This window comes from uncultured Umboniibacter sp., assembly GCF_947497555.1.
Lineage (GTDB): Bacteria > Pseudomonadota > Gammaproteobacteria > Pseudomonadales > DSM-25080 > Umboniibacter.
The window spans coordinates 93,683-113,091 of the sequence record NZ_CANMGY010000001.1 but is presented as its reverse complement, the minus strand read 5'-3'; the positions used below and the strand labels follow the sequence as shown (position 1 = coordinate 113,091).

Sequence of the window (19,409 nt, the reverse complement as noted above, 5' to 3'; positions counted from 1 at the left end):
GCTTATTGTGGAATATGCGGACGAACTGCATGGTCTACTCTGTTACGCTGAAATCAAATAATTTCAGTGAAAGCACTATGAATCTGCAAAATACCTTGTTACTACTTCTCGCCATCTTGCTTTCGAGCGTGGGAGTTATTGCACTCGCAACCCCGACCTCCGATGCTCACGTCACGCCAGTCGAAGCTACTTTAGTTTCAACCGACAACTCGGTTAGCAACGTCAGCTTTGGCGATGTATTGAGTTTGGATGTTACGCATCAGCCTACGTTGGTTAGATACGGTGAATCCCCGTCCCAGTTTGTGGAATGGTGGCAGCCGAACGATATGTCGCAAGCGCCAGTGGTTGTCTTTATTCATGGCGGCTGCTGGTTAGCTGAGTACGATTTATCCCACGCGAATGCCATGGCTAGTGCATTGGTAGACGAAGGCTTCGCAGTGTGGAGCATTGAATATCGACGCGCTGGAGAGCAGGGCGGTGGATGGCCAAATTCATTACTGGACGTAGAGTTAGCCATTGCAGCAATGGGAGACTTTACCGAGCAGATTAATCTCGACCGCGCTATCCTAGCTGGGCATTCCGCAGGTGGCCACTTGGCATTGCTCGTCAGCGCTGAACCCAAACTTGCGAGTCAGTTTGAACAGATAGTCGGTCTAGCGCCAATTAGTCATCTCGTTGATTATGCTGGGGGCAATAATAGCTGTCAGATGGCAACGCCTTTGTTTATGGGCGGGCAGCCAGTCGATAAGCCCGAGGCCTACCAAGCAGCCGATCCCTCACAATTGGCGTTAAGTAGCGAGGTGACGCTCATTCTCAGTGCTGACGACGTCATCGTAGAGCGCGAGTATTCGCTACTGGATTCCGTGGGCACGCAAACGATTCCTAAAGCGGGTCATTTTGATGTACTGCACCCCAATACCCCCACTTTCCATAGCTTTTTAAAGCTGGCAAAGGAGCATTTACATGATCAGTAGTGATGAGGCCGTCCGCCTTGATCAGTCAGACCCGCTTCGCAACTATCGCCGTGAATTCCTGCTAGCGGAAGGAACTTGCTATTTAGATGGTAATTCGTTGGGCCCGGTATCTTCGCGAGTCGCTGAGGGATTACAAGAGGTAGTGAGTCAGCAGTGGCAGCCCGATTTAATTGCCAGTTGGAACAAACATGGTTGGATTGACCTGCCACTAAGAATTGGCGATCAGCTCGCGAGAATTCTCGGCGCAGGACCAGGTCAAATTGTCTGTTGTGATAGCACTTCTATTAACCTCTTTAAGGCTATCGCTGCCGCGCTCAGCTTATCTCAGGGAAGGAAGAAAGTGTTGACCACAGCGGATAACTTTCCTACGGATCGCTATATGGTAGAGGGCTTGAGTAAGCTCATGGCTGGGCGCTGTGAGTTAGTGAGCTGTGATGAGGCGAATATCCTCACTAGTTTGAATGACGAAATTGCGGTGCTTGTCCTGACCCAGGTGAATTTTCGAACTGGCCGGCTTTTAGATATGAAAGCTATCACGCAAGCTGCTCATGACTTGGGTATTGTGGTGGTCTGGGATTTAGCGCATTCGGCGGGCATTGTTCCTATCGCGCTCGACGATTGCAATGTTGATTTCGCGGTGGGTTGTAGTTATAAATTTCTGAATGGCGGACCGGGTGCGCCAGCGTTTATCTATGCAGCGAAGCGACACCTCGGTAGTTTAGAGCAGCCTTTGTCGGGCTGGCTTGGACATCGCAATCCCTTTGATTTTTCGCCAGATTATGAAGCCCACGAAGGCATCGCTCAATTTCTCTGCGGTACCCAGGCGGTAATTTCGATGTCTGCGGTAGAGGCTGCGTTAACGCTTTATGATGAGGTGAGTGTGGAGCAGCTCCGTGAAAAATCACTAGCCCTTATGGCGTTCTTTCTGAATAAATTAGCTCAGCACTCAGAGACGTCGGCACTGCACCTCGTGGGTCCAAAGAATCTAGCACAGCGGGGCAGTCAACTAGCATTCGAACATGAGCATGCGTACGGTCTGTGTCAGGCGCTTATTAAACGAGGTGTTGTGGGAGACTTCCGTGCGCCCAATATTCTCCGCTTTGGCTTTTCGCCGCTCTATCTGAGTTTTCAAGATATGGACTTTGCGGTTGATCAAATTGTACAAAGTTTAGCAGCGGGCGAAGCAATTCAAAGCGGCAATAACCAGCGATCATTGGTGACATGATCGAATTGGCGAGGCATCACGTATAATCAGGGTCACACATTTTTAGGTAATGAGTATGTCGGTTTTAGCGCTCTTCCCCATCCCTGGACAGGTCATCTTGCCGAATAGCCTTTGTCCGCTGCATGTCTTTGAACCCCGCTATCGAAAGATGATTTCTGACTGCGTGGCAAATGATATTCCGCTAGCGGTGAGTCATACTAAACGTCCGCTCAAAAGTTCCCGTGTTCCAGAAAGCGCCCTAGCCAATCAGAATACCTTTGAACCATGTTCGGTGTTCACCGGCGGTAAGGTGCAGATCCTGCAAACCTTTGAAGATGGTCGAATGACGGTGATGGTGGATTGTTCAACGCGTTATAGGCTTTTAGATGTGCAGCAGGAAATTCCCTATCGTTTAGTGCGTTGTGAGGAACTCAAAGACGAGGCATTTGATTTCGTCGAAGCGGACGGTCTCAAGGCGCGTTTAATCGCGAGACTTTGCGAACTTTTTGACAGTGAACTGCAACTTCGAGAGGTTTTGAGGACGCCAGAGTGGCAGGAAAAGAATGCCGTTGACGCTAGCTTCGATCTATATCAGTTCTTTCAGCTTGAGCCGGATTACCTCCAGTATGCCTTAGAACTGCCGACACCTATTCAGCGACTACAGCTATTGGACGATATTTTGGATCGCATTAGCTAGATCATTTTAGCTAAATAAAGAAGTAACGGCACTCATTATGGTGCCGTTAATTGGATTGGGAGAGGTAGTTAACAAGCGCTTTAAATTTCTGTTAAAGATACTCATTCAAAAAGTTCAAATAGGCTTCCGATGCAGCTATACGGTTGACCTTCTTGCGGAACCCATGACCTTCATCAGGAAATAGAAGATACTCCACAGGAACGTCGTTGGCGCGAATAGCAGCCACCATTTCGTCGCTTTCAATTTGAAGGACTCGCGGATCATTAGCACCTTGAACCACCAATATAGGGCCACTGATCTGATCCGCGTGGAAAAGAGGCGAAATACGACGCAGGCGTTCCATGTCCGTTGCCGGGTCACCCATCTCAGCATAGAGGTATGATTTAAAGCTTTCCCACCACGGCGGAATACTCGTTAGTGTCCGTTCCCAGTTGGTGACGCCAAAAATATTAATCCCTACCGCAAACTCGTCAGTGAATGCCATGCCGGCCATCGTCATGTAGCCGCCGTAGCTTCCACCCATGATGCCAATACGGTTACGGTCTACCCAATTTAGGGTCTGCAGATGCTTCTTACCAAAGACAATGTCCTGCAAATCATCCTCGCCATGGCGCAAATCATCAAGGTGGTAGAAGGTCTTCCCGTAACCGGATGAACCTCGGTTATTAACAGAGAATACAGCGTAACCATGGTTAACAAGATGCTGAATCATTGGATTGTAGCCAATTCGACTTTGTCCACCCGGACCGCCATGTACCCAAATCACTGCGGGAACTCGATTGTTCGGCGAGGCGTTAATAGGCTTATATAACAAGCCCGGTATGGCGAGGCCGTCGAAGCTGTTAAAACGCACAACCTCGCTGGCCACTAAATTTTCGACCGCAATGTCAGGGTTTAAGTTGGCGCTGATGGCAATAGGAGATTCTGTATCGGCTTGATAGACATAGAGGTTAGACGGTGACGTATCAGACTCGGCATAAAAGGTCATTACCTGACCATCGGCTGAGGCCTCAAAACCCGATATATTGCCATCAGGCAGATTGGGGATTTCTACGCGTCGGTCGGTTTCCAAGTCACGCATGACCACTCGCCTGGCGGCATCCTCGTTGATTGCCGCTACTCGATATCGCCCCTCACCTGTGAAGCGAATGGTAGTGACGTCCCAGTCTGCTGTGTAGTAGACATGATGGGTAAGAGCGCGAAGCTCAAGGCGCCAGGCCTGAACAAACTCTCCATGTCTATTCGTTGAGTAATAGAGATTTTTGCTATCCGGTCCGAAACTGAAGACACCATAGCTCACAGCGCCCTCATGCTCGCTGACCTTGCGCATACGATTACCACCCTGAGCAAGATTGACCAAATAGAGTGCGCTGTCAGTGTTACCTATCGCTTCTATGATGGCGACAAACTGCCCATTAGCACTCACGGCCTCGAGGCTTAATGCCTTATCATTTTGGAATATGAGTTCGCTTTGAAAATTGCTGAGAGTAACCTTATAAAGGTCAAAGGCACTGGGGTCACGCTGATTCGTGGCAACATATAAAGCGGTCTTATCGTGAGACCACCCCATAAATCTGGCCTTCAGATTCTCACCAGGGGTTAAATCTGTCACCGTACCATCCTCAGAGAGAACATATAAGTGATTGAGCTCATTACCACCGCTATCTGCGCTGTAGAGGACTCGGTCGTCTTCAGGAAACCATGAGATACCCATGATAGCGTCGGTAGTCGAAAAGCTAAGTTGAGTTGCTGGCGAACCATCAAGAGGCTGGCGATAAACGTTGAAAACACCCGAGGCATCGGAAGTAGTCAGGACCGAATTGGCTGCGGCATTGATAGACGCGCCAAACTGAGTGGTTGTCTGGTAAAATTCTTCGGCGCTATAGTTAGCAAACTCGACCGAGGGTGGAAGTGGCTCCTCCGACGAAGAACAACCGCCGAGAAATAAAGTGCCGATTAGCCCGGCACTGAGTAATGTGGCGCAATAGGCGTTCATATGATCTCCCTGTCTGAATGAACCGTTTCATACGAGTATAGGGTTAGAGTCATAGATATGTGAAGCGGTTTACTTTCAGTGCACGTTAAACTTGCCGATATACTCTCATTGATGGAGTTCGCGGAGCATAGAGGCCAGTTCTTGAGCACTTAGCTCAGGTGAAAACGCCTCTTTTACACGCCGGAAACGATTCTCCAACAGGTCAATAGTTTGCATAAATGCGAACTCGCTATCTGAGATGGATTTTGACGGGTCTACTAAGCCCCAATGCACCTTCTCGGCAGGCCCAAAAATGATAGGGCAAGCCTCATTGGCGGCATTATCACACACGGTGATAATGATATCTGGCTTCCAATTTTCCATGACATCCCAAGATTTGCTTTTGAGACCTGTAATTGAGTAGCCGCGCTGCGCCAAGTATTTGAGTGAAAGAGGATGAACTTTTCCTTCGGGCTCGCTTCCTGCGGATTGAACATCGATGTTAGGAGCGAGTATTTCAGACGCAATAGCTTCACCCAGAATGCTTCGACAGCGATTATGCGTACAAACGATTAACAGCTTCATGGGAAATCGTTACTCACCACGCTGCGCTGCTGCGGCATAGGCGCTGGCGCGCTGTGCCTTATCGATACAACTATCGAAACGATCGATCGTTTGCTGGAACTTAGCGGCAGTAATTAAGGAGGCTGCTTTAGAGTAACTGACGCTACCCGAGAATCCCGCAGTTTCGGCAATATTCAGCGCATTCCACGCTGCGTCCACACTATTCGCACAAGCGGTACGACCATCAACCTTTGCAGAACAACCGGTGATGGCGACTAGTGCCGTTAACGCGACCACATAGATAGTGGGTTTAATCATGTTCTTCGTCATAGTGCTATGCTTCCTTTAAGTTTGTTGCGAGTTAATTTTATCAGCCAATACTAGTGACGCCAAGAATTTATATCTATCTTCCTAAGCTAGATCAACCACTCCGATGCCTGAGATCAGGCTAGCGTTAAACAAGGCTTACATAAATTGTCGTTAAGCCGACCGCTTTGCTTGAACATAGCGATCCTCCGCTGGTATTGAACCTTTCATTGAAAGAATCAGCTCTTTCAACCATAGCAGAATTAGAACTTTCAGCCTAAATAGCAGCCGAAATAATAGCCTAGTTAACAGTATACTCATAATTAGCAATACGGAGAGCACGAATTGAGATTCGCTACCCGTTCTGGTGGCGATACTTAATCAACTACTAAGCAAGGTTATCAGTTGGGTTAGTATTAATGGCTGATTGTTAGTCAAACGAAGGTTTATTGCCCCTCAACGATGGTGATGAGCGTTCAACTATCACAAAAAGTGTATTTGAAATACGAAAAATTGTGATGTGCGTAACGTTTTTATAGCTAAATGGCTAAGTAGATTACGAATATTCACGCGTTCTTCACGCTCTATTGACGCACTCTTCACTGGCGCTGATAGATATTGCAATCCTCACTCAAAGGGGGTTCTCATGAAACAACAATTTACATTTCCGAAAAAACTCATTGCTACTGCCGTCATTGCATCAATGGCCGTTCTAAGTGGTTGTAATGACGATGATGACGACACGTCAGAAGTTGTCGTTGATCCAACTTTTGGAGGTATCCGTGTTATTCATGCTTCACCGGATGCCCCAGCAGTAAACATTTTAGTAAATGGTGATGCGGCCGTTACAGAGCTAGATTATGCCGAGAGCTCAGGCTTCGCTTCACTTGAAGTAGGCAGCTATGACATCGCTGTCGAGGGCATCATCCCAGGCGGTAATGCAGAAGTTATTAATGTTGACGGCTTCGCCATTGACGAAGATGCTATGACAACCGTGATTGCCGTGGGCGCAGTTGCTGATATTGAGCCGCTTGTTGTCGCCGCTTCTGAAGCAATGCCGGATGCAAGTCAGGTTAGTTTAGTTGTCACCCATGCTGCGCCGATGGCACCGGCCGTCGACATCTTCCTAACAGCGCCAAACGATGATATCACCAATATGTCGCCCGCCTTTAACTTTGCATTCAAGGACTCTATCGATGTTGGTGCTGTGGCGGCAGGCGAAGTACGAATTCGAGCAGCAGTCGATGGCTCAGTAGTATTTGATTCTGGAACGGTTGATCTAAGTGGATTTGCAGGTCAGAAATTACAAGTGACCGCAATTGCTGCGGAAAATCAGGTTGAGTCGGACGCTTCTCCCGTTAAATTGTTAGTTGCGAACGATACCGATGCAGTTGAGATTCGCGATGCATCAACAAGTGCTGGTGCTCGCGTTGTCCATGCTTCTCCCGATGCCGCTGCCGCAGCGGGAGGCGCCGTTGAAGTTTGGGCTACCTCTGCAGCCTTAGGCGATATGCCTGCTGAGCTAATCGCTAGCTTTGACTACACCGATAAGTTCCCAGAAATGGGCAACTATGCAGGTGTTCCAGGTGGCGACTATGTCTTCGATGTTTCGCCAGATGGTGCTGGTGTAGGGGGTTCTGTATTCACCTCAGGTACCGTAACACTCGAAGCGGGTATGGAATATAGTGTGATTGCAACCGGTCGAGTTACTTCATCACCAGCCTTTACCTTACTGCCAACGGGTGACTCAAATCGCGCGATTGCAACTCAGGCAAGTGTAAAAGTCGTCCACGGTGCTCCGGCGGCTGGTGACGTTGACGTCTTCGTGACGGCGGCAGGAGACTTTTCTGTTGTCGAAGTTGAAAGCCAGGCAGCGGGTGATCCATTACTGGATGAATTTACCTTCGGTAGCATCACTGATTACGTGGCGGTGACACCGGGATCCTACGATATTCGCGTTGTTGCAGGTGGAATGGTTGCGATTAATCTAGAAGGTGTGCAGCTTGATGGTGGTAGTGTATCAACTGTTATCGCTCGCGGCCCTTCTGAGCCAGCAGCTGGCGAACTCACTGACTTTGGTGTTATTGTTCTAAGTAACTAATAGAACGGTTTCACTCATCGTTGAACTAATAACACGGCTGAGGCGTTTTCGTCTCGGCCGTTGTTATAACGGTCGGAAGAATTATGGTTCAAAATAAACGCTTGCTGGTGGTTGAAGATCATCAAGATATTGCTGAGATGATCGTGGATTATATGACCTCTAAAGGTTATTCCGTTGATTATGCCGCGGACGGTGTAACAGGACTTCATTTGGCCGTAACCCAAGATTTTGAAGTGATGGTGCTGGATCTGTCTTTACCAGGGCTAAACGGAATTGAGCTATGCAAACAATTACGTACCGTGGCAAAGAAGACTACGCCAGTAATTATGTTGACGGCACGTGACTCCTTGGATGATAAAATTCTTGGTTTTGATGCGGGTGCCGATGACTATCTGGTAAAACCCTTCGCAATGCGTGAATTAGAAGTGAGAGTTAATGCATTATCGCGTCGACTACAGCTTAATGAGAGTGAATTAGTATTGCGCTGTGGAGATGTCAGCTTCGACCTCGAGCAAATGACGGTGACTAGAGATGGCGAACGTATCGGATTGACTCCTACGGGCTATCAGATCTTGGCGAGGTTGATGCAAGCTTCGCCGGCCTTTGTAAAACGCGACGCTCTAGAGCGTGAGTTATGGGGTGAGGATAGGCCCGATAGTGATGCGTTGCGTTCGCATATCTATGCTCTGCGTAAGTCCTTAGACAGGCCCTTTAAAGACAAACTAATTCAACACAGCACGGCTGGAGGCTACCGCATTGTCGATTCGACAACCTAAATCGCTGGGTAAGCGACTCTTTGTAAACTTCCTCCTGCAGGCAGGCGCTATTTCGCTGGCTGCTCTCCTGGGACTCTGGGTAACGAATTGGCTGTTATCGAATGTGTTAGTTGAAGAAGCACTAAAGCGAGAATCCGCGCATTATTGGGCCATGCTAGAGCGCTCGCCTGAAGCTCCTATGGCTAACTCGTTGAATCTTACCGGCTATATACTCCCTCGTGATGAGGGGCAAGTACCACCAGGTGTGATTACCGAACTTGAAGGCTACCACGAGCTCGGTGGAACGCAATTTAACGCCGTCTTTTTAGAGCAACGCGGCGAGCAACGTCTGGTGCTATTGTTTAATCGTTCAGGCGTTGATGGATTAATTGCCCTCTATGGTATCCTGCCTTTAGCCTGCGTATTACTAGTATTATACCTCGCACTCTGGGCTTCCTACCTCATCGCTCGGCGAACCATCTCACCCACGCAGGTGCTTGCCAATGCCGTGGCCAAACTGGATCCAAAACGACCGAAATCAGCGTCAATCTCCGCACAAAATTTGCCCAGCTACGCGGACCAAGAGGTGTTGCAATTAGCCGAAACGCTGGCGCGATTCATTGATCGTAATGAACGTTTTATTCAGCGTGAGACAGCGTTCACCCGCGATGCCAGTCATGAACTGAGAACACCCATTACCGTGATCGCGATGGCGGTAGATATGTTACGCAGTACTTCGGAGATTACGCCGATACAAGCACGTCATGTTGATCGAATTGAGCGCGCGAGCTTAGATATGGAAGAGTTAACGGATGCGTTTCTCATGTTAGCGAGAGAGCGGGAGACGAATACCGAATACCAGTCTATTAGCATTAATGAGGTCGTGGATGATATTGCGCGAACCTTTCAGGAAATTCGCGGTAGCGAAAAACTCATCGTCAGCGTTCGTCATCAACAACAGCTGGTTATCAACTCATCACGATCGGCAGTGAAAATTGTCCTGTCGAATCTGGTGAAGAATGCGGTGAACTATACGGAAGCTGGCGCCGTAACGATTGTGGTTGAAGATCACTCGGTAAGCGTCATTGACACGGGCAGCGGCATCAGCGAGGCAAAGCTGCCTGGGCTATTTGAGCCGTGGAAGGCGGAAAGTGAAAATTCTCGTTCTGGATTTGGCGTGGGTTTATCCATTGTAAAGCGTCTGTGCGATCAGTTTGATTGGATCATCGAGGTATCCAGTGTGAAGGGCTCCGGAACGACTATAGTCGTCAAGTTTAGCTAATAGTAGAGATTGCCAAGGTCACTATCAGTTTAGCTACCAAGGTCTACTCGAGTCACCCTAGTAGCTAATTTATGATCCCGTGAATTTGGCGCGTAATGTTGAGCAAAGCCACTATCAACAAATGCCAATCATGATATTGTCGGGCTGGCAATTATTCCCTACCAGCGCCAATCAATTCCTACCGTTGCGGTCCTGGGCCTGCCGGGTAAATAACGCTCGTTCCCAAAGGCGTAGTCTGCTCTGTTCGCGTAACGAGTATCTAGTAGATTCTCAACCCCAAGCGAAAGTTGGATATCAGGATGAATCTGATAGTCCGCTGTTGCAGACCATAGTTGGTGACCATCGTACTCGTGCTGGTTACTCGCATCCATATAGTAAGCACCTACCAACTGCCAGTGTAAGGCTGTGCTTAAAGCGCTATTTATTTGCCAACGTAAGCGCTGACTTGCCAGCCACTTTGGTGCCGTATCTACCTGACTACCAGACTGAATTGTTTCAGTAGTGTTCGGACCGCCTGATATTTCTCGCGTAAAGGCGTACGTGTGGTTTGCGTAACTCATGCTGCCAGTCCACAGTAGATCTTCGATTAACTGCCAGCTGCCTTCGAGTTCTAAACCAAGATGTTCAGTTTCTCCATCGGCTTCGCTAAAGCCATTAGCATCGCGGAAGAACACTCCACGCTTACGCATCGCATAGCTGGTGGCCGCCAGTGATAGGTCAGCGAAGTTATAGCGCCAACCAAACTCAATACTATCGATAATCTCTTTACCAGCACTGCCTCCGGTTTGATTAATTTGAAGACGGTAGAGATCGCTTGCCTGCGGCGCGCGGGAACCTCTAGCTAAGCGAAACCACAGATTTTGCTCTTCGTTGAGACGATAGTTAACTCGTAACTTCGGCATGAACAATTCGAAGGTACTTACACTATCCTCAGGACGATAGAAGCGTCCATCAATACCGGAGCTCATGAAGTTTTCATAATCGTAGCGGCTGGCCTCGTAGCGCATACCAATCAGCCAATTTAGACGCTCTTTATGGGTGGAACTCAATTGGAAGAAATAACCCACCGTAGTGGTTTCAACCTGGTAGTCATAATGCAGCCCCTGAGTGTATGAAAATACATCAGGTATCAATTGCTCTTCGCGGAGTGAGCCGCGTGTAGCGTCTATGTCTATGCCACTGTGAAAATTAGTGGCGCCAGCGCTAGCTCGGTAATTTGACATGAAGCCAACGCTCTGTTGCTTGGCGTTTTCGATGGCTTGGCTAGGTAAAAAGTGCATGAGCAGCTCACTTTCAACTTCGCGATAATACGGCGTTATAGAGAAACCTGAGCGACCAATGTTAATTTGGCTTCGTAGGCGGAATCCGTCGACTTCTCTGTAGGCATTGGGATTTGGATTGGTATAGATTAAATCCTCGTCGAGGTAAGCATCAGAACCAAAAATAAAGCCTGCCGTTTGTTGATCAAGGGAATGAACGGCAAGAGTCGTATCCATTTCTAAGTTAAGGGAGCTCATCTTACCGCCAATAACGGTTTTTGCTTGCTCTGCGCCAGAGCTATCTCTCCAGCCTTCGTCATTTAGACCATAGGCCTTGAGATAAATGGAGTCCGAGCTCAATCTGGCGTGAACCGACGATGATGAGTCGCTGTAACTGACTTTTAATTGCTGACCGGTTTGTGGTGCATTACGGACATTAATGACGCCGTGTATGGCATTAGATCCATACGATGCGCTGCCCGGTCCGCGCCATACTTCAATTCCATCAGCTAACTCCCAGCTAGATTCTAGCATGGCGTTGACATTGCCAAATGCCGCTGCGCGAAGCGGTAGTCCATCTTCTAGGTACAGGAAGCTCCCTTGACCGGCCCCTGACGTCAGAACAGGGGAGCGAATAGCGGTAAGATGTTGCTGGCCATTGGTGTTTTGTAGGTTAACTCCCGCTGCTTCATTCAAGAGTTGGTCTATTCGCGTGGTTGCCCCAACGTTTAGCGATTCACCCGATAACACGGAGACTGATGCCGCAAGTTTGTCTAAAGGTTCGCCATCACGGTTTCCTGTGATGACCACCTCCTCAATAGCGACGCTCAATAACAGCAAATTCAACATAGTTTATTGCGCCGGTGTAAGGCGTAGCAAACTACCTTCGCTTGAGTCAGTTAGCACATAAATCGCACCGTCGGGACCTTGGCGAACATCGCGAAAACGCTCTTCGCGCTCTGTGAGTAATCGGTGCTGGCCAACGACTTGTCCATTTTCCATATCAACGTGACGAAGTTCCTTACCCGCTAATGCTGCAATCAAGAAGTCCCCATCCCAGGCGCTAAATTGCGAATTCTGCAGAAGGGCGAAGCCAGCAGGCGCTATCGAAGGGTCATAGTAAAACATGGGCTGTATCATACCATCGAGCTCGGTATAGGGGGTGATTTGCGCGCCGGAATACTCAGTACCATAGGTAATAGCAGGCCAACCATAGTTGAGAGCGGGCTCAATCACGTTGATTTCATCACCACCCTTCGGACCATGCTCATGGACATAGAGCACGTTAGCTTCGGTGTCAAAAACAATTCCTTGAGGGTTACGGTGGCCATAGCTCCAGATTTCGGCACGGGCATCCTCACGACCTACAAACGGGTTATCTGAAGGGACAGTGCCATCATCGTTAAGACGGATAACCTTACCCATGAGACTATCCAAACGCTGCGAATGTTCGCGGTAGTTGTAACCTTCACCGGTGCCGAACACCAGTGATCCATCTGGAAGGAAAGTCATTCTTCCACCGTAGTGGGCACCGCCTGATTTGAGCGGACTGACAGTAAAAAGAACCTCTAATTCGATCAAGTTGTTGCCAGATAGTTTAGCGCGGGCAACACGCAGTCCATTTTCCTCATTAGTACCCCAAGCATAGCTAAGGTAGATCCATTGATTGTTGGCAAAGTCGGGGTGAGGTAAGGCCTCGAAGAACCCAGCTTGGCTATTTACGAATGCTTCAGGAGTTCCCTCTAACACAACTCGGCTAGCGCCGTCGCTACTCAGCAACTGCACACTTCCGCTCCTTTCGGCGACAAGCATCGCACCGTTTGGCAAAAAGCTGAGGCCCCACGGTTGATTGAAGTCATCGGCGAGTACCTCAACGTCATAATTAGCCACGGTGGGAACATCACTAGGAATCGGTGATAGCTGAGGCTGAGCAAGTACTGCGGTACTAAGTACCCAAGTAGAGAGCATAATCTGGCGTAGCATGGACATATCCTCGTGTTATTTAGCTAGGTTCAGTTTGTGTAATTTTGATTGGCCTAAACATCATTCATTAGCGTAAAGTGTGTAAGTTACTAATTATTTTATGTATAGAGCTTAATTGAATATGCCTAATCGACAAACGCTTTTTGCATTTTTCACCAGTGCCATCGTTACTTTTATTTTAGCTTCACTGGCTAACACTCAGTTCGTCATCGCTGGACTAGAGTCCGTCAATGTAGTGATACCGTTGAGTGACCGGGTCATGATGTCGTGGCTAGATATTCAAGGTCTAGCGCTTACTTACGGAATTGTAATCATGATTGGATTACTTTTAGCCTTCTCTTTCATGTCTTTGGTGAATAGATTTTACCCATTGCCAAAAGTTTGGTTTCCGCTGGGTGGAGCCATTGCCTTTATCGTGATGATTGCCGCTATGGAGCCGCTGCTAGGTGTTACCCTAATCACTGGTGCCCGAACCACAGCGGGCTGGGCAGCTCAGTGTGCTGCTGGTGCCATTGGCGGCTTTGTCTTCAGTCAGTTAAAAGCGCCTTCCTCTAAGTCTGCTGAGTAGCCTCTTTGATGAGGTTACTCACTAGGACCACTCATCACAATCTGTCGCTGCCTTTTTGATCGCCATAAGGTTGCTTATCGCGGCACAAATTCCAATACCGTCGCGTTAATGCAATAGCGTAGCTGACCGTTTGGTCCGTCGTCAAAAACATGACCCAAATGAATGCCCGTTGAGGCTGAGCGTAATTCAGTACGTTGCATTCCGTATCGATTGTCGGCATGTTCTGTTACTGCTCCATCTACTGGCTTAGTAAAAGACAGCCAGCCTGTAGCTGAGTTGAAACGATCACGCGTATCAAAGAGGGGTGCGCCAGAAAGCGCATCGACAAACTGACCATCAGGGGTGTTCTTAAAAAGGTCATAGGCTTTACAGAAAGCCGCATCGGTTCCTTCGTTGAAAGCCACATTGTATGCTTCACTTTGACCAAGTTTAAAGGCGCCGAGTGCTCGGTAGAAATCCTCCGCAGATAAAAATCCTTGATGCGCAAACACTTCGACACCTTCCTCCAAGAATAGAATAGTAGGCGTGGCCCAAGTGGGGGAGTTGATAGTCAGTCCCTCAAGTTGGTGAGCGAAACGATAGGTCATTGGAATATTACCTTGGTAGTCATTAGCGACTTCCGCTTTAAATCTCTCGCAGTACGGACAGTAAAATTCAGCATCAATAATGACAATTTGTTTGCCCGACAGAAGTTGATCATTATCAACGGCTGAGCGCTCATCGTCGTCGAAACGAACTCCCGTGCTATGATCAGGGCAATAGCCTTCCGGATTTTTTGCTAGGTAGTCCTGATGGTATTCTTCAGCTGAGTAAAACTGCTCTAGCGGTTTAATTTGCGTGGTGATTTCTCCGTAACCTGCCTCATTTAGCCTTAGCTGATAGTCCTCGGTTAGTCGTTGGGCAACAGCAGTTTGTAATGGCGATGTGGTTAGGATGATAGATCGGTACTGAGTGCCAATATCATTGCCTTGGCGATTACCCTGAGTAGGATCGTGCTGCTCATAGAAGGCTTGAATCAGAGTTTCCTCGGAAATAGCATTGGCGTTAAAGGTCACCTTGACCACTTCGGCATGATTATTCGGATTGAATTGGTTGCGTTGCTGCGTAATAGTCCGATAATCAGGACTTACTTGGCCATCTGCATAACCGGACTCAGCATCTAACACGCCGGGCAATGCCTCATAGCGCTTTTCTACTCCCCAAAAGCAGCCAGCCCCCAAAACGATAGTTTGAATATTCTGGGTAGCCTCAGTCGGTTCTGCCGTTTGCGCGTGAGCAGTTAAACCGAAGGTCGATAGCATTACCAATAAGATTTTTTTATACATCATAATAATCTCCTTTTGCGATATTCTACCTAGCTCTGTTTTAGCTACGCTAGCGTAGTTTCCACCACGTAAATGCCGCAAGAGAAGTGTCAGTGGGCCCTTAACACTTGCATAACCCACCCCGATATAACCGTCATTCATCATAAAAATTCGTCGTGTGGATTGTGGTGGTTCACTCTTGGGACTAACGAGGAGAAATTATCATGCTCACTACCCCTGATTTATGCGATCGATATCCCGAAGAGGTCAAAGTTGTTACTCCTAATTCATTAATTGATTTTGGCGCCATTGAGTGTTTTCACGGTGAAGTTGTCACGGTGAAGTGTTTTGAGGATAACTCTCGAGTAAAAGAACAACTTGCTCAGCCAGGAAGAGGAAAAGTGTTAGTGGTTGATGGTGGCTCATCGCTTCGCCGAGCGCTACTCGGTGATCTCATCGCGGCCAGCGCAGTCGAGAAAGGGTGGTCTGGCGTAGTGATTTTCGGCTGTGTCCGAGACGTAGAGATTCTGGCGACACTCGCAATAGGAATAAAAGCGCTAGCTAGTATCCCGCTCAAAACCGATCGTCGGGGAGTGGGGCAGCTAAACGTGCCGCTACTGGTGGGTAGTATAGAGATACTCCCCGGCGATTACCTGGTAGCGGATGCTAATGGAGTGGCTGTGATAAGTATGGACCAGATTGCGAAGTTACGCGCCGGCGAGTAGCCTACTTCTCAATTTGCATTGAGGTGATACAGTCTAACTAGCCTCATAGACCGTTAGGCGTTTGATTGTCAGTTCAAAAAGCCGGCACGGGGCCGGCTTGAAAAATTAATTTAAGAAAACTTTAGGACTCTGACTCCGCCAAAATTTCCATCTGCGTACCAAGGCGAGTTGCCCAACGATTGAACAGATTTCGAACGTCAAACTGAACAGAAGTTCGATTATTAATCGTCCCCGTACCCGTATCGAAACCTGCGTCATGGCGATCTTCAATAACTAAGATCGTCTCGGTACCCTGAACTACGGTAAATCGGACGTCCAACTCTCCCGAGGTCTTGGTGTAGTAACGTGACCCAGGACTCCGACTGGAATCATCCTTGGGGGCAGTCGGCCTGATTTGGATTAGATCAGATTGCACGACTACATCAGCTTCTTCAGCGCTTGCTGCAATAGTGACGTTACTCGCAGAGAAAGATCCCTGCAGAGCTTTAGCGTAAGCTTCCTGTAGCCATTCCCTGTCTCGGTCCGTTAGCTCCCACTCTTGGTTAACGCGCGAAAAGTTGTAATCATCCGGTTGAATGATCGTTACATTCGAGAGGTCTATCGGCTCGAAGTAAACACTCGATACAACTGGGTAGGGATCTTTTGCGAAAACTACATCAAATTGCTTGCTATCGTGGCCAACGAGTTGGTTAGCGGCGATTACTGGACCTATTGCTTCACTAGGAGTCCCAATGCTTGCGCACCCAGATAGCGTGGTTACTACGATAATTACGGTAAATATTTTCTTCAGCATAATATGCTTCCTCCTGTGAATAATCGTTGATTTCCTTAGCCTAGCAATACTTATGACCATGATAAATGTGATTTGTTAGCCGTGTAGGGGAGATTCAGTATCCATTTACGCAAAACTAACCAGCGCTGCTGCCGAAATTCCACTAAAGCGCTAACGTGCTAAAGTAATAAACGCCTTGGAGCTAAGCGCCTATTTTGTAATTCGTAGCAGTGATACTGACGACTAATTCGCAGCGATCAGGGGAAGCTTGATTAATCGTTTCGAAAAATTTAAAGCTGCGTCATTGTGAGTGTATTACAAGTTGAAGTGTATCGATTTGGTATGACTGTTGCGGTTTACTTCTTCTTCGCGTTCCATTATTAATCTTCTCAGTTACTGCTTCGCTTATCTCTAGCAGATCCCGCTATTAGAATTCTAACTGCCCAACACCGCGTTATTTAGTCACGCCGTGTTGGGCTCGTTATTAGCAATTTAGTTAGGATTCGCGCCAAATACGCCAACGCCTAACTTACCCGAAATGTGACTAATTGCTTGCATAGCACGAATACTATTGCCCGCCTCGTTCAAACGCGGTGAAAATGCTGCAATAGCAAATTCTCCAGGAACAACGGCTACAATACCACCACCAACACCTGTTTTGGCAGGTAGGCCGGCGCTATACATCCATTCACCGGATTCATCATAAAACCCTGCGGTAGCCATAATTGCCAGTAATTCGGGAACATGTTCCTCGGCTAACACCCGATCACCAGTAACCGGGTTTTCGCCACCATTAGCCAGCGTGGCGCCCATGATGGCGAGATCACGCGTATTAACACCCAGCGAACATTGCATGGTGTACACTCGGAGGCTTTCCTCTGGATCTGCATATAAGCGACCGTCATTGAGGAGGAGATTCGCAATTCCGCGGTTGCTTGCCGAGGAACTGTATTCCGATTCGAAGACCTCATCCAAGATCTCGAGCTCACCGCCAGCGAACCCTTCCATATTCTTAAGGATTAAGTCCCAGCGTTCTTCTTCGTCACTGGCTTCAACAAGGCTCACTGCAGCGATTGCGCCGGCGTTTACCATAGGGTTAACGGAGCGCTGTTCATATAGCGCTAGTGCGACTTTGCTGTTGAATGGCATACCAGTGGGTTCAACACCGATATTTTCCTTCACGGCATCGGGGCTCTGCTGCTGCATTATGAGTGCTGCGGTAAAGGGTTTTGATACGCTTTGAATGGAGAATCGATAGTCGATGTCCCCGGCTACGAATAATTTGCCGTCGCGAGTAGCGATGACTACGCCAAATAGATCGCTCGGTACCTCGGTAAGAATAGGGATATAGTCCGCATTCTTGCCACTATCATCGTCCTTAAATTCTTCGTAAGCTTCATCTACCGCCTGTTGTAGCTGTTCGTCACTAAACTCGGCCAATGCGCTATTAACCATCAGGAAAGTTGACAGGATACCCGCGGTTGCAAGGCTAAAGGTGTTAGATTGTATGTTCATGTGCATTTCTCCAAAAAATACGGTTTACAGTACTGACAGAAAGACCTAGTCAGATTTAGAACGTTTTAGAAAAGTTATACTTAACGGAAAATTGGATGCGCAAGTCGTCACTCTTGTAACCATCGTAATTCTCTCGCTCAGCCCACTGAAGTTCGGGACCCATGAAAATATTACTGCTAGGGTGCCAAAGTAGGTTTGCCAGGGCATATTGGCCAGTTTGGAATTGTGCTTCGCTGGCACTTGCAGGTAAATCGTTATCCTGAAGTGAGTAACCGATACTACTGGTCCATTGTTCACTCCAATTTAAGTCGATAAAGGCAACAACACCCAAAACGGGGATTGCGGTGCTGGTTAGATTTCTAGGGTCCGTTCCGGCCCCTTGATCAATCCCAATATCCACGCTCGCATCATTGAGGTAGTTCTGAATACCTTCCCCATAGACAGTCGAAGCGCGAATGACGTGCCTACCAAGGAAGTAATTGGTGCTCAGATTAATACCCCAACCCGTTTGCTCGCCGCTTAGATCAACGGTGCTGTCCGCGTTGTTATCTTGCCACTTGATCTGTCTGAGAATACCGGCGGCTTGAAAGTGGCCCCAGTCACCTACCAAACGATAGTGAGCGGCAATATCGGGAACTTCGAAATCACTCGTTAGCCCTCGAGTGGCGATAAAGTCACTAAATTCGCCCCCATCACCGGACCCGCCTGGTCTTTCCAAGGACACGGCAAAGCGAGAGTCACCGTTACGCCAAGGTGTCCAACGAACCTGTACATTCCGATAGAAAACCAAGCCATTTGGGCCCCAGTACTCAATCGTATTTGGGAATACACTTGCATCCATGAAAACACTATCAAATTGACCTGCACCAAAGTCGCCGAATTCGCCCCACGCTTTTAAAAGGTGAAGGGCGTGATTACCCGCGTCGTCACCAACGCCTACTAAGTCGAACTCGATAACGGTTTTTAGCTCGCCGTAGGCCGTTGGACTAGTGCTTGCAAAGCCTAATCGACTTTGACGAACACCTGAATAAAAATGGCCGTCATTCGAGTATTCGTCGTCGTAGGATGGCAATTTGGTAGGGCGAAGTAAATCCGCCCATTCAGGATCGTTCTGTTTAGTTTGAAAGCCCATATCTAGCATTGCATGACCATAGATTTTAAAGGTGTCTTCACCTATTAAAATAGAGGTATTTTGATCGTCATCCGGAGATTCTGGTTCAACCGAGGTGGTGATCAAATCTTCCTCATTACTTGTATCCATCTGGGTAGCTTCTTCGTTATTCACAGGCTCTGAATCCTGAGCTAGCGAGCCAGAGGCTAGTAAAAATAGAGTCGCGGTAGCAATAGTTGAGGGCACGTTGGCCATGGGTTTTCTCCCTATTTATGTAGTCAACCTAATTTTCAGCGTAGACGAATCTGTACAAT

17 protein-coding genes are annotated in these 19,409 nt (G+C 48.1%); 8 read left to right on the top strand and 9 right to left on the bottom strand.

The features are described 5' to 3' along the window. Positions 1-77: 77 nt before the first annotated feature. Genes Q0698_RS00460 through Q0698_RS00450 form a run of 3 tightly spaced genes read left to right on the top strand, consistent with a single transcriptional unit; the run spans position 78 to position 2,875 of the window. Positions 78-974 (top strand): alpha/beta hydrolase, encoded by an 897-nt coding sequence (locus tag Q0698_RS00460; RefSeq protein WP_298632661.1) that lies wholly within the window; start codon positions 78-80, stop codon positions 972-974. Continuing rightward, the gene (gene kynU, locus Q0698_RS00455; RefSeq protein ID WP_298632659.1) at positions 964-2,199 is read left to right on the top strand and encodes a kynureninase; all 1,236 of its coding nucleotides are present in this window, start codon (positions 964-966) and stop codon (positions 2,197-2,199) included. Before Q0698_RS00460 ends, kynU begins: the two co-directional genes overlap by 11 nt. 55 nt (positions 2,200-2,254) lie before the next feature. Then, positions 2,255-2,875 carry an LON peptidase substrate-binding domain-containing protein gene (locus Q0698_RS00450; protein WP_298632657.1) on the top strand — a complete coding sequence of 207 codons (621 nt, stop codon included), beginning with the start codon at positions 2,255-2,257 and terminating at the stop codon, positions 2,873-2,875. A 91-nt stretch (positions 2,876-2,966) separates the two neighbouring features. Here the strand turns inward: Q0698_RS00450 and Q0698_RS00445 are convergent, their stop codons facing one another. The 3 genes from Q0698_RS00445 to Q0698_RS00435 form a co-directional block, all read right to left on the bottom strand. Continuing rightward, positions 2,967-4,871 (bottom strand): S9 family peptidase, encoded by a 1,905-nt coding sequence (locus tag Q0698_RS00445; protein WP_298632655.1) that lies wholly within the window; start codon positions 4,869-4,871, stop codon positions 2,967-2,969. 105 nt (positions 4,872-4,976) lie between these two features. Continuing rightward, complete coding sequence (locus tag Q0698_RS00440; protein WP_298632653.1) at positions 4,977-5,435, bottom strand: arsenate reductase ArsC; 459 nt, start codon at positions 5,433-5,435, stop codon at positions 4,977-4,979. A 9-nt stretch (positions 5,436-5,444) separates the two neighbouring features. Continuing rightward, positions 5,445-5,744 (bottom strand): hypothetical protein, encoded by a 300-nt coding sequence (locus Q0698_RS00435; protein WP_298632652.1) that lies wholly within the window; start codon positions 5,742-5,744, stop codon positions 5,445-5,447. Positions 5,745-6,366: 622 nt separating this feature from the next. Between Q0698_RS00435 and Q0698_RS00430 the strand changes: the two genes are divergently transcribed. The 3 genes from Q0698_RS00430 (at position 6,367) to Q0698_RS00420 (ending at position 9,858) form a co-directional block, all read left to right on the top strand. Then, positions 6,367-7,821, top strand: coding sequence for a DUF4397 domain-containing protein (locus Q0698_RS00430; protein WP_298632651.1), 1,455 nt, complete (start codon positions 6,367-6,369; stop codon positions 7,819-7,821). An 83-nt stretch (positions 7,822-7,904) separates the two neighbouring features. Beyond that, positions 7,905-8,597 carry a response regulator transcription factor gene (locus Q0698_RS00425; protein ID WP_298632649.1) on the top strand — a complete coding sequence of 231 codons (693 nt, stop codon included), beginning with the start codon at positions 7,905-7,907 and terminating at the stop codon, positions 8,595-8,597. Continuing rightward, positions 8,578-9,858, top strand: a complete 1,281-nt coding sequence (locus tag Q0698_RS00420; RefSeq protein ID WP_298632648.1) for a HAMP domain-containing sensor histidine kinase — start codon at positions 8,578-8,580, stop codon at positions 9,856-9,858. The genes Q0698_RS00425 and Q0698_RS00420 overlap by 20 nt, the downstream gene beginning before the upstream one ends. A 158-nt stretch (positions 9,859-10,016) precedes the next feature. Here the strand turns inward: Q0698_RS00420 and Q0698_RS00415 are convergent, their stop codons facing one another. Together Q0698_RS00415 and Q0698_RS00410 are read right to left on the bottom strand one after the other, a co-directional pair. Next, on the bottom strand, positions 10,017-11,966 hold the full coding sequence (locus Q0698_RS00415) for a TonB-dependent receptor (protein ID WP_298632646.1): 1,950 nt from the start codon (positions 11,964-11,966) through the stop codon (positions 10,017-10,019). A 3-nt stretch (positions 11,967-11,969) separates the two neighbouring features. Continuing rightward, the gene (locus Q0698_RS00410; RefSeq protein WP_298632644.1) at positions 11,970-13,100 is read right to left on the bottom strand and encodes a PQQ-dependent sugar dehydrogenase; all 1,131 of its coding nucleotides are present in this window, start codon (positions 13,098-13,100) and stop codon (positions 11,970-11,972) included. Positions 13,101-13,221: 121 nt separating this feature from the next. Here Q0698_RS00410 and Q0698_RS00405 point away from each other — a divergent pair, with 121 nt between their 5' ends. After that, the gene (locus Q0698_RS00405) at positions 13,222-13,668 is read left to right on the top strand and encodes a hypothetical protein (protein ID WP_298632642.1); all 447 of its coding nucleotides are present in this window, start codon (positions 13,222-13,224) and stop codon (positions 13,666-13,668) included. Between the two features lie 74 nt (positions 13,669-13,742). On the opposite strand, the gene msrA is transcribed toward Q0698_RS00405, so the two are convergent. After that, entirely contained in the window at positions 13,743-14,996 is a 1,254-nt protein-coding gene (msrA, locus tag Q0698_RS00400; protein WP_298632641.1) for a peptide-methionine (S)-S-oxide reductase MsrA, read from the bottom strand. Positions 14,997-15,196: 200 nt separating this feature from the next. Here msrA and Q0698_RS00395 point away from each other — a divergent pair, with 200 nt between their 5' ends. Next, the gene (locus Q0698_RS00395) at positions 15,197-15,697 is read left to right on the top strand and encodes a putative 4-hydroxy-4-methyl-2-oxoglutarate aldolase (RefSeq protein ID WP_298632640.1); all 501 of its coding nucleotides are present in this window, start codon (positions 15,197-15,199) and stop codon (positions 15,695-15,697) included. A 121-nt stretch (positions 15,698-15,818) separates the two neighbouring features. Here the strand turns inward: Q0698_RS00395 and Q0698_RS00390 are convergent, their stop codons facing one another. From Q0698_RS00390 to Q0698_RS00380, 3 genes are all read right to left on the bottom strand, one after another. Beyond that, positions 15,819-16,490 (bottom strand): DUF3313 family protein, encoded by a 672-nt coding sequence (locus tag Q0698_RS00390; protein ID WP_298632639.1) that lies wholly within the window; start codon positions 16,488-16,490, stop codon positions 15,819-15,821. Positions 16,491-16,961: 471 nt separating this feature from the next. Beyond that, positions 16,962-17,984, bottom strand: a complete 1,023-nt coding sequence (gene glsA, locus Q0698_RS00385; RefSeq protein WP_298632638.1) for a glutaminase A — start codon at positions 17,982-17,984, stop codon at positions 16,962-16,964. A 55-nt stretch (positions 17,985-18,039) separates the two neighbouring features. Next, positions 18,040-19,350 (bottom strand): DcaP family trimeric outer membrane transporter, encoded by a 1,311-nt coding sequence (locus Q0698_RS00380; RefSeq protein ID WP_298632637.1) that lies wholly within the window; start codon positions 19,348-19,350, stop codon positions 18,040-18,042. Between the last annotated feature and the right edge of the window lie 59 nt (positions 19,351-19,409).

Bases quoted from the DNA above. Each gene is read 5' to 3' on its own strand.
- Q0698_RS00460 (WP_298632661.1), top strand. From the start codon at position 78: ATGAATCTGCAAAATACCTTGTTACTACTTCTCGCCATCTTGCTTTCG.
- kynU (WP_298632659.1), top strand. From the start codon at position 964: ATGATCAGTAGTGATGAGGCCGTCCGCCTTGATCAGTCAGACCCGCTT.
- Q0698_RS00450 (WP_298632657.1), top strand. From the start codon at position 2,255: ATGTCGGTTTTAGCGCTCTTCCCCATCCCTGGACAGGTCATCTTGCCG.
- Q0698_RS00445 (WP_298632655.1), bottom strand. From the start codon at position 4,871: ATGAACGCCTATTGCGCCACATTACTCAGTGCCGGGCTAATCGGCACT.
- Q0698_RS00440 (WP_298632653.1), bottom strand. From the start codon at position 5,435: ATGAAGCTGTTAATCGTTTGTACGCATAATCGCTGTCGAAGCATTCTG.
- Q0698_RS00435 (WP_298632652.1), bottom strand. From the start codon at position 5,744: ATGACGAAGAACATGATTAAACCCACTATCTATGTGGTCGCGTTAACG.
- Q0698_RS00430 (WP_298632651.1), top strand. From the start codon at position 6,367: ATGAAACAACAATTTACATTTCCGAAAAAACTCATTGCTACTGCCGTC.
- Q0698_RS00425 (WP_298632649.1), top strand. From the start codon at position 7,905: ATGGTTCAAAATAAACGCTTGCTGGTGGTTGAAGATCATCAAGATATT.
- Q0698_RS00415 (WP_298632646.1), bottom strand. From the start codon at position 11,966: ATGTTGAATTTGCTGTTATTGAGCGTCGCTATTGAGGAGGTGGTCATC.
- Q0698_RS00410 (WP_298632644.1), bottom strand. From the start codon at position 13,100: ATGCTACGCCAGATTATGCTCTCTACTTGGGTACTTAGTACCGCAGTA.
- Q0698_RS00405 (WP_298632642.1), top strand. From the start codon at position 13,222: ATGCCTAATCGACAAACGCTTTTTGCATTTTTCACCAGTGCCATCGTT.
- msrA (WP_298632641.1), bottom strand. From the start codon at position 14,996: ATGATGTATAAAAAAATCTTATTGGTAATGCTATCGACCTTCGGTTTA.
- Q0698_RS00395 (WP_298632640.1), top strand. From the start codon at position 15,197: ATGCTCACTACCCCTGATTTATGCGATCGATATCCCGAAGAGGTCAAA.
- Q0698_RS00390 (WP_298632639.1), bottom strand. From the start codon at position 16,490: ATGCTGAAGAAAATATTTACCGTAATTATCGTAGTAACCACGCTATCT.
- glsA (WP_298632638.1), bottom strand. From the start codon at position 17,984: ATGAACATACAATCTAACACCTTTAGCCTTGCAACCGCGGGTATCCTG.
- Q0698_RS00380 (WP_298632637.1), bottom strand. From the start codon at position 19,350: ATGGCCAACGTGCCCTCAACTATTGCTACCGCGACTCTATTTTTACTA.